At 73.4% G+C, this 9,599-nt stretch carries 5 protein-coding genes and 1 pseudogene; 1 reads left to right on the top strand and 5 read right to left on the bottom strand.

The features are described 5' to 3' along the window. From I5G_RS22440 to I5G_RS13200, 3 genes and pseudogenes are all read right to left on the bottom strand, one after another. Positions 1 to 498: pseudogene (locus tag I5G_RS22440) on the bottom strand (ABC transporter permease); the annotation flags it as partial. Further along, positions 495 to 2,054, bottom strand: coding sequence for a sugar ABC transporter ATP-binding protein (locus I5G_RS13205; protein WP_022879478.1), 1,560 nt, complete (start codon positions 2,052 to 2,054; stop codon positions 495 to 497). The gene I5G_RS13205 and the pseudogene I5G_RS22440, both read right to left, overlap by 4 nt. Continuing rightward, a complete protein-coding gene (locus I5G_RS13200; RefSeq protein ID WP_022879477.1) occupies positions 2,051 to 3,145 on the bottom strand; it encodes a substrate-binding domain-containing protein in 1,095 nt (364 codons plus the stop codon). Before I5G_RS13200 ends, I5G_RS13205 begins: the two co-directional genes overlap by 4 nt. A 206-nt stretch (positions 3,146 to 3,351) precedes the next feature. Between I5G_RS13200 and I5G_RS13195 the strand changes: the two genes are divergently transcribed. Beyond that, positions 3,352 to 3,933 (top strand): acireductone dioxygenase, encoded by a 582-nt coding sequence (locus I5G_RS13195; protein WP_022879476.1) that lies wholly within the window; start codon positions 3,352 to 3,354, stop codon positions 3,931 to 3,933. A 137-nt stretch (positions 3,934 to 4,070) separates the two neighbouring features. On the opposite strand, the gene I5G_RS13190 is transcribed toward I5G_RS13195, so the two are convergent. Both I5G_RS13190 and I5G_RS22435 read right to left on the bottom strand, forming a co-directional pair. Then, positions 4,071 to 5,591, bottom strand: coding sequence for an alpha-N-arabinofuranosidase (locus I5G_RS13190; protein WP_022879475.1), 1,521 nt, complete (start codon positions 5,589 to 5,591; stop codon positions 4,071 to 4,073). Positions 5,592 to 5,752: 161 nt separating this feature from the next. Continuing rightward, complete coding sequence (locus tag I5G_RS22435) at positions 5,753 to 9,532, bottom strand: proline dehydrogenase family protein (protein WP_051038805.1); 3,780 nt, start codon at positions 9,530 to 9,532, stop codon at positions 5,753 to 5,755. Between the last annotated feature and the right edge of the window lie 67 nt (positions 9,533 to 9,599).

Raw genomic sequence — 9,599 nt, 5'->3', positions numbered from 1 at the left:
CGCGGTGCTGCCGTCGTCGAGGGTCATCTGCGAGGAGATGGACTTCCCGTCGACGATGATGAGCTTCAGACCCACGACGGTGAACATCGTCGCGAGCGTCGCCAGCAGGTCGGGGATGCGGGCGAACACGATCAGCGCGGCGTTGATGGCGCCGATGAGGGCACCGGAGAGCAGCACGACGCCGACGGCGATCCCGCCGACCTGGTTCGCGATCACCATGGTCCAGGCGGCGATGGACACCGCGAATCCAGCGTTGGCGCCCACCGACAGGTCGAGTCCTCCGACGGTCATCGCGAGGGTCACGCCGAGGCCGGCGATACCGATCGGGGCGATGTACTTCAGCATCCCGACGAGGTTCTCGGGGGTCGCGAACGCCGGCTGGCTGACCGCGAAGAACGCGATCAGCAGGACGGTGACGGCGACGAAGCCCCATTTGGCGATGGCATCCACGATCCGGGATCCGACGCTCACCCGCGCGGGAGCGAGAGCGGTGGTCATGCGGTTTCCTTCCGGTGGCCGGGGTCGTCGAGCAGCGCGGCGACGATGCGCGCGCGGTCGAGCACTCCGGCGGGGGTGTCCAGGGCGATGCGCCCGGAGACGAGGACGACGATGCGGTCGGCGACGTCGAGGATCTCGTCGACGTCGCTGGAGAGCACGATCACGGCGGCGCCCTCGGCCGCGCGGTCGCGGGCGGCGTCGCCGATGCGGCGGCGGGCGCCGATGTCGACGCCGCGGAAGGGCTCGTCCAGCACGGCGAGGCGCGGTCCGGTACGGAGCCACCGCCCCACGACGACCTTCTGCTGGTTGCCGCCGGAGAGGTCGTCGACGCGCGTGTCGGCGGACGGCGCGACGACGCCGTACGCGTCGATGACGTCGTCGGCGGCCGCGCGCTCACGGCCCGGCGAAACGACGCCCCAGCGGGAGATCTGCCGCAGCACCGGGAGCCCGACGGTGCGGCCGATCGACCAGCCGGGCTGGATGCCCTGACGCTGGCGGTCCTCGGGCACGAGCACGACGCCCGCGTCCTTGGCCGCCGCGGGCGAGGAGGGTCGGTACGGTGCGCCGTCCAGCCGCAGCCGCGCGTCACCGTCGACGCGGACGCCCGCGATGAGTTCGGCGAGTTCGGTCTTCCCTGCCCCGAGCAGACCCAGGATGCCGGTCACCTGGCCCGCGGCCACCTCGAGGTTCAGCGGCTCGCTGCCGGGCAGCAGCACGGCGCCGTCGACCGACAGCACCTGCGCGCCCGCGGGGAGCGGCTCGGTGACGTGCTGCTGCAGCTCGGTGGGGACGCCGAGCATCGCCTCGAGCGCGGCGGTCCAGTCGAACGGACGTCCGGATTCGAGTTCGAGCCGGCCGTCGCGCAGGACGACGATGCGATCGGCGAGCCGCTCGATCTCGCCGAAGCGGTGGCTGACGAACAGGATCGAGAGGCCCTCGTCGCGCAGCACCCGCAGCACGGCGAACAGGCGGTCCGCCTCGGCCGCGGTGAGCGCGGAGGTGGGCTCGTCGAGGATCAGCAGGCGCGGGGTCGAGCGCAGGGCGCGGGCGAGCACGAGCAGCTGCGCATCGGAGGTGCCGAGGCGCGCGGCATCCGCTCTCAAGACCTCGTCGGACCACGACAGGCCGAGCCGCTCGAGCGCGGCGCGTGCGACGCGCTCCGCCTCCGCCCGGCGCACGAGGCGGTGACCCCCGGTGGCGAGGTCGGTGAGCGCGAGGTTGTCGGCGACGCTCAGCCCGGGCACGATGCCGTCCGCGATCCGCTGGTGGACGGTCTCGATCCCCGCGCGGCGGGCGCGGGCGGGCGAGGTGAGCCGCTGCGCCGAACCCTCGACCGCGATCTCCCCCGTGTACGCCGCGTTGGCGCCGGAGATCGCCCCGATGAGCGTGGACTTCCCCGCGCCGTTGGTGCCGAGGAGCGCCGTGATGCTCCCCGGGTACAGATCGAGCGAGACGTCGCGGAGCACCTGATTGGTGCCGAACCGCACGCCGACGCCGCTCAGGCGGACGACGGGGGCGTCGTTCACCTGAGCGGCGTGCGAGAGCGGAAAGGTCATCCGGAGACGGCGGGCAGCCAGTCGGCCACGACCGTGTCGTTGAGCAGCAGCGACGGCTCGGCCTCGCGCAGCTGGGCGACGTTCGTGATGCCCTTCTGGATGAGGAAGTCGCGCGTGATCGTCACGGCGGGGAACTGGACGGTGTCCTCGGTGAGCTGGCCGGCGAGCTTCAGCGCCAGAGCGCGGACGACACCGGCGCCCACGGCCGACGGGTCGGTCGCGCTCGTGGCGACCCACGGGCTGCCGTCGGCGGTGATGACCTCGATGTCGGCGTTGGAGATGTCGATGCCGTAGACCTTGACCTTGTCCTGCAGGTTGTTCTGCTCGACGGCCTGGACGACACCCTTCGTGATCTCGTCGTACGGGGCGAAGATCGCCTGCACGCCCGGGTTGGCCTTGAGCGCAGCGTCGACGAGCGGGATGTTGTCGGTCGCGGTCGACTCGGTCACCTTGCCGGTGAAGAAGACCTGGTCGAGGTCGTTCTTCGCGATGACCTCGTCCCACACCTTCTTGCGGCGGTCGAGCGGGGCGTAGCCCTCCGCGCTGACGAGGCCGACCTTCGCGCCCTGGCCGTTGTCCTTCACGAGCTGGTCGAGGACGCCCTGCGCCATCGAGGCATCCGACTGCGAGGTCACGACGACACCGGTGGAGTCCTTGAGCGCGAGGTCGTAGACGATGACCGGGATGCCGGCATCCACCGCCGCGTGCACGCGCGGCTCGATCGTGTCGGTCTGGCCGTGGTCGACGATGATCGCGTCGGGCTTGGCGGCGATCGCCTGCTCGAGGTCGGACGCCTGCTTGGCGTTGTCGTTGCGCGCGTCGAAGACCGTGAGGTCGATGTTGATCGCGGCGGCCTGAGCCTTCGCGCCGGCCGTCCACGCGGTGAAGAAGTCACCGGCACCGGACTGCTGGACGAGGGCGACCTTGACCGGCGCGCCGTTGAACGGCGCCGGGAGGTTCTCGGCCTTCTGGACGGGGGCAGAGGAGGCGGCGGGCGCGGCGGTGTTCTGCTGGGCGCAGCCGGTCAGGGCGAGCGCGGCGATGCCGGCGGTGGCGACGAGCGTCGCCCAGCGGTGGGAACGAACGGACACGGGGTCCCCTTCGGAGGAGGTCGGGTGCGGGAAGCCGCGGCGGGTGCTGTGGGGCGGCGGCCGTCGAGCAGTAAATCAGCGCGCGCTGTGCGGAACGGTCCGAGGTTGCGGTTTGTTACGGGTCGCTGCGGCGGGAACGCCCCGGGCCCTCGCCGGGGGCGAGACAATCGACACGTCCCGACCGCATCCGTCCGAGAGGAGGAGCCATGACGCTCCTGACCGTCTGGAAAGAGACCGACCCGACCAGCCCCGTCCTCGAGACGACCGACGAGGACGAGATCCGCGCGGCCCTCGCAGAGCTCGGCGCCCGCTTCTCCCGGTGGGACGTGCACGAGATCGCGTCCGACGCCGCCCTCGACGACGTGCTCGCGCTCTACGCCGAGCAGGTCGAGAAGGTGAAGCAGGACGAGGGCTACACGCTCGTCGACATCGTGGGCCTCTCCCCCGCGCAGGAGAACTACGACGAGGTCAAGGGCGCTTCGCGCGAGCGCTTCCTGTCCGAGCACCGCCACGACGACGACGAGGACCGCTTCTTCGCCAAGGGCGCCGGCGTCTTCTACCTGCACGTGAACGGGAAGGTCCACGCGCTCTACTGCGAGGCGGGCGACCTCGTCTCGGTCCCGGCGAACACCACGCACTGGTTCGACATGGGCACGAACCCCGAGTTCGTCAGCATCCGCTTCTTCCACGACGACGACGGCTGGGTCGGCCACTTCACCGGCAACCCCATCGCCGAGTCGTTCGCGACCTTCGACGAGCTGCACGCCCGCCGCGCCCAGCTGGTCTGACGCCGCCCGCCGCCGCGCAGCGCCGCTGCGCGGCAACGGTTTGGGGCGCGATTCGCGGTTCGGGGCGTGAATTCTTCGCCCCGAAGCGAGGATCGCGCCCCAAACCGTTCAGGGGCGAGGCGCCGGCGAATCCGGCGTCAGCCGACGCGGCGCAGTGCGAGCGCAGCCCAGGCGATCGGGGGGAGCGTCACGCGCAGGATGCCGTCCTCGACCCGCGCCCCCTCGAGCGGGCGCGGCTGCACGCGATCGGGGTGCTCGAGGGTGTTGCTGGCGTACGGATCGTCGTCGTGCAGCAGGTGCGTCTCGACCAACTCGACGTCCCCGAAGCCCGAGACGTCGATCGCGACCTCGACGGGCTCCTGCCGCCCGCGGTGCACGAGGAAGACCGCGGCCTCGCCCGTCTCGGCGTCGTGGGTGGCGACGGCATCCACCGCCGGGACCGTGCCGTGCTTCGCCGTGTCGATCGTGCCCGCCTCGATCTGCACGCGCAGGGCCTCGCCGCGCGCGAGCCGCGACGTGATCGAGAACGGGTAGAAGGTGGTCTGCCGCCACGACGGTCCGCCGGGCTCGGTCATGATCGGCGCGATGACGTTCACGAGCTGAGCGAGGGAAGCGGATGCCACGCGGTCGGCGTGCGTGAGCAGCGAGATCATGAGGCTGCCGAAGACGACGGCATCCACCGCCGAATACACGTCCTCCAGGAGCCGCGGAGCCACCGGCCAGTTGTCGATGCCGCTGAGCTGATCCACGTCGTGGAATCGCGTCTGGTACCAGATGTTCCACTCGTCGAACGAGATGTCGATCCTCTTCTCGCTGCCGCGCACCGCGCCGACGTGGTCGGCGGTCGCGACGACCGCCTCGATGAACCGGTCGGTGTCGACCGACGATGCGAGGAACGAGTCGATGTCGCCGTCGTGCTCCTGGTAGTAGGCGTGGCACGAGATCATGTCGACCTCGTCGTACGTGTGCGTGAGGACGACGCGCTCCCACTCGCCGAACGTCGGCATCTGCGCGCCGGAGGATCCGCACACCACGAGCTCGATGGACGGATCGAGCTGGCGCATGCCCTTGGCCGTCTGCGCGGCGAGCTTGCCGTAGTCGTCGGCCGAGCGGTGACCGAGCTGCCAGGGCCCGTCCATCTCGTTGCCGAGGCACCACACGCGCACGTCGAACGGCGCCTCGCGTCCGTTGTCGATGCGCTGCTGCGACAGAGCGGTGCCACCGGGGAGGTTGCTGTACTCGAGCAGGTCGATGGCCTCGAGCGTCCCGCGCGTGCCGAGGTTCACCGCGAGCATCAGCTCGCTGCCGGCCTTCTCGAGCCAGTCGGAGAACTCGTGCAGCCCGACCTCGTTCGTCTCGGTGGAGTGCCACGCGAGGTCGAGGCGGCGCGGGCGCTGCTCGCGCGGGCCGACGCTGTCCTCCCACCGGAAGCCCGAGACGAAGTTGCCGCCGGGGTAGCGGATCATGCTCACCCCCAGCTCGCGCACGAGCTCGAGGACGTCGCGACGGAACCCCTGCTCGTCGGCCTCGGGGTGGCCGGGTTCGTAGATGCCGTCGTACACGTGGCGGCCGAGGTGCTCGACGAAGCCGCCGAAGAGGCGGCGCCGCACCGCCCCGATGGGGAAGCGGGGGTCGACGGTCAGGCGTGCGGTGGTCATCGTTGCTCCTCCGGTCGGTCTCGACGGTACCCTGCCCGGCGCGTGGCGTAAAACGTTTTCGAAACCCGGCGCCGCGGCCCGGCTGCCGCGGCGGCGCCTCAGCACGCGACCTGGCCGAGATCACGCGCCGTTGCATGCCATCCCGTGCCACCTCGCCCAGATCACGTGATCCGGATGCCACGACCCCCGGCCCGGGCCGCGGCCGGACGAGCACCCACGATCGGGTCGAGCGCCCACGTCCCGGCCGCCCCGACCGTGGGCGGTGGACCGGATCGTGGGCAGTCGGCGTCCGAGGGGGGCGGGGGCGGCGACGGGCGGGGCGGAGCGGGCGGCGGGTGCGGCGGCCGAGGCGTCAGATGACCGTGGCGCTCCACGGGTCGGGGAGGCCGAAACGGAACGCCTCGATCGACACCGCCTGCTCGCGCAGGAACGGCAGCAGTTCGATGCGGCCGGCCGTCGTCACCTCGCCGGCGTACACCGTCAGCGTGGGGTCGCCGCCGAGGGTCTCGGCCAGCGCGACCCGCAGGCCCTCCGCCGAGGCCGCCGTGCCGACGAGCCGCACGCGCGACGGACGAGGCGCGACCACCGCGTCGTCGGCGGACTCGGCATCCGGGATGCCACCCGCCAGGCGCTGCAGCCACTCCTCGTCGGACTCGACCGAGACGGGCACCCCGCTCTCGCCGAGCAGGTGCCGCACCGCGGCGGGGAGCCCGACGGGGGTGCTGAGCGTGAAGCGGGATCCCGACCGGACGGCCGCGACGAGGACGCGCAGCACCGCCTGCCCCCGGGCTCGGCGGTCGCGCGCACGNCCACGTCGTCGGTCGATACCGCAGGAGGTTCCGCTCGACGCCGAGGCGGGAGGCATCCTTCACCCGTCCGAATTCGCGGTCCCACGCGACCGCATCGGAGAGGGCACCGCGCCGCAGCCATTCGAACGCGGCGTAGTCGAGCGTCGCCTGGGCGGCCTCGATGAGCGACGAGATGCGCGTGTCGAGACCGCGCAGGTGCAGCGTCGACGACGCGGGGCCACCGGACGACGGCCGCCACGCCCCCAGCGCCACGAGCCGGTTCGGGCCACCCGACATCGCGCCCGGGCCTACGCCCGCCGCACCCCAGCCGCCGAGCGGCTCGCGCTGCACGACCGTGCCCGTGGTGGGCCGGTTGACCCGCAGCACCGCCGCATCGGCCGTGTCGAGCCACAGCTCGAGATCGGCGGCGTCGCGGGTGTGGAGCCCGGCGACGAAGCCCGAGCCGACGAGGTTCTGCAGCTCGATCGCGCGGGCCAGGGTCGGAGCGTGCAGGATGCCGAGCACCGGCGCCGCGACGGCGGTCCGGGTCAGGTGCGACCCGGCGTGGACCCCGGTCCGGACGCCGGGCGTCCAGAAGCGGCCCGCGGTCTCGGGCCCGAGGTCGAGTTCGCGCGGCTCGACGAGCCACCGCTCGCCGTCGGCGAGGACGGTCAGCGCGCGGCGGACGTCGCCCGTGGGCTCCTCGACCAGCGGACCGACGTCGGACAGCGGGTCGTCGGCGGGCCCGACGCGAAGCGACCCGACGGCATCCTTCAGCTGCGCCAGGAAGCGCGTCGAGCGCGCGACGGCGCCCACGAGGATGACGAGCGACGACGTCGTCGCGGCCTGACCGGCCCGGACGAAGGCACCGGCCACGATGTCGGCGACCGCGCGGTCGAGGTCGGCCGACGGTGCGACGATCACCGCGTTGCGCCCGGCCGTGAGCGCCTGCAGCGGCAGGTCGGGACGCCACTCGACGAATCGCTCGGCCGTCGCACGCGCCCCCGCGAGCAGCACGCGGTCGACGCCGGGGTGCACGATCAGGGCGCGACCGGATGCCTCTTCGTTCAGGTCGACGTAGGCGAGTGCGTCGCGCGGGACCCCCGCGGCCCACAGCGCCTCGGCGACGACGGCTCCGGCCCGCCGCGCGCGCGGCGACGGCGTCAGCACGACGCCGGAGCCGGCGGCGAGCGCCGCGAGGGTCTCGGCCGCGCACAGTCCGACCGAGGAGTTCCAGCGGGGCGCGACGACCGTGAGCCGGTCGGGCACGAACACGGCGCCCGCGACCCGGTCCAGTTCCTTCGCCGTCGCGGCGTAGTACGCGGCGGCGTCGATGGCCTGATCGACCTCCGCGTCGGCCTCGGCGAACAGCGCACCGCCCTCCGACGCGAGCACCTCGACCAGCTCCGCCCGCCGCTCGGCGAGCGACCGGGATGCCGCCTCGATCACCGCGGCGCGGTCGGTCGCAGCCCAGCTCCCCCACTCCTCGGCGGCGTCGCGGACGCGCGAGATCACGGCATCCAGGCTCGGTTCGTCGTCGATGCGACCGGCGGCGGCCGTCGCGTCCCCGGCCGTCGATCCGGCGACCTCTGCGAGAACGTCGTGCACCCACGCGCGGTCCGCGGGGACGCTGGGGTCGGCGGCGGGGACGTTGCGGAAACCGGGCGCAGCGCCCGACAGCTCGACCGTCTCGCGCACCGAGAACACCGCGGTGTCGACGAACGCCTGACCGCCGAAGAGCATCTGCTGGACGTCCGGCCCCCGCGCCTGCGTGTCGCCGGGCGCGGCGTCGCGCGCGATGCCGAGCACCGCTTGCGTCAGGCCCGGCTCCTCCGCGTCGTCGGCGGCGGGTTCGCGCAGGATCGGCGGGGTCGGCGCGATCCCGCGCTGCGGGGCACGGGCGGGCGCGGGCGTCGCCTCGGGGGTCGCGAACGCGGCGGCGATGCGGGTCTCGGGGTCGTCGTCGCCATCTTCGGGATGCCCCTGCGCCGCCCGGGCGGCGAGCCCGGCGATCACCGCGTCGGCGTCATCGGGGTGCACCACGGCCGCGAGCAGAACATGCTGTTCGTCTGTGGCCCAGCCGCCGAGCGGCAGCGCGAGGTCGATGTGGCCCTTCGCGTCCTCGGCGAGGGTCCGCACGATCGCCGCGCGCACCGGGTCGCCGGTGGCGAACTCGACCCGCAGCCCCTCGGTCGCGCGGCGACCCAGCGCCTCGCGCGCCGTCGCGACGGTGAGTGCGTCCCGGTCGGCCGTGGACGTGACGGCGGGAGCGGGCCAGCCGCCCCGAGCGGCACGAAGCGCGTCGTCCGTGGCCGGAATCGCGTCGTCGAGACGCACCGCGAGCGGCGCTCCGCCGTCGCTGACGCGCACCCGCGCCCACGCGGCGAGTTCGCGCAGCGCCCCGAGCGTCTCGGGCACCGCGACGGGCAGCGCGATCCCGGCGGACGCGTCCCGCAGCCGCGGCTCCTCCAGCACGCGGGTGAGGACGGCGACGGTGAGGTCGAGGTCGTCGCGCCCCTCGGCGACGAAGGTGACGCGCGTGCTCGAGCCCGCGGCATCCAGGAACAGCGGAAGGAGCCGCTCGGCCGCGTACTCGACGTCGGCCTCGAACGCCCACCGCGACAGCCCCGCGACGACCTCGGTCACGGCGACGGAGACCCGCGGCACGTCCTCGCGGGCGACGAGGGCACGGATGCCGTCGAGCCGGTGCCGCGCGGCCGATTCGCCCCGCACGGCGGGCGCGGTCAGCCGCAGGTCGGGGGTGGCGTCGGGGCTCAGCGCGGCGAGCGCCGGACCGAGGTGGTCGCCGCGCGCGTCGAGGAACAGGGGCGAGAGCGCCTCGGAAAGGAAGCGGCGTGCAAGGGGAACCGCCGGGGAGGGCAGCACGGGAGCGATCGCCGCGCCGAGCTGGACCGCGCCGCGCGCCACCCAGGGCAGTCCGGCCGGGACCTCGCCCGAGAGCCGGTGGAGGGCCGCGGCGGGAGCCGTCGTTCCTTCGGGCCGCAGCACGCCGTCCGCGGCGCGTGCGAGGAAGTACGCGATCTCGGACGACGCGGAGCGGGATGCCGCGAACGTCGCGGCGTAGGAGACGGCGCGCTCGACCGGGTCGGTGGAGAGCAGGGGACCGTGCGCGTTCGCCTCGTTCTCGCTCATGCTCCACAGCCTAAGGAGCCGACGCGCGCGGCCCCGGCGGCCCCGCCGCGTGGCCGCGAATCGACGC

Source organism: Microbacterium sp. B19, assembly GCF_000333395.1.
In the GTDB taxonomy this organism is placed as follows: domain Bacteria; phylum Actinomycetota; class Actinomycetes; order Actinomycetales; family Microbacteriaceae; genus Microbacterium.
Note: the sequence above shows the minus strand (reverse complement) of the source record. Positions and strands in the feature narration are given on the sequence as shown.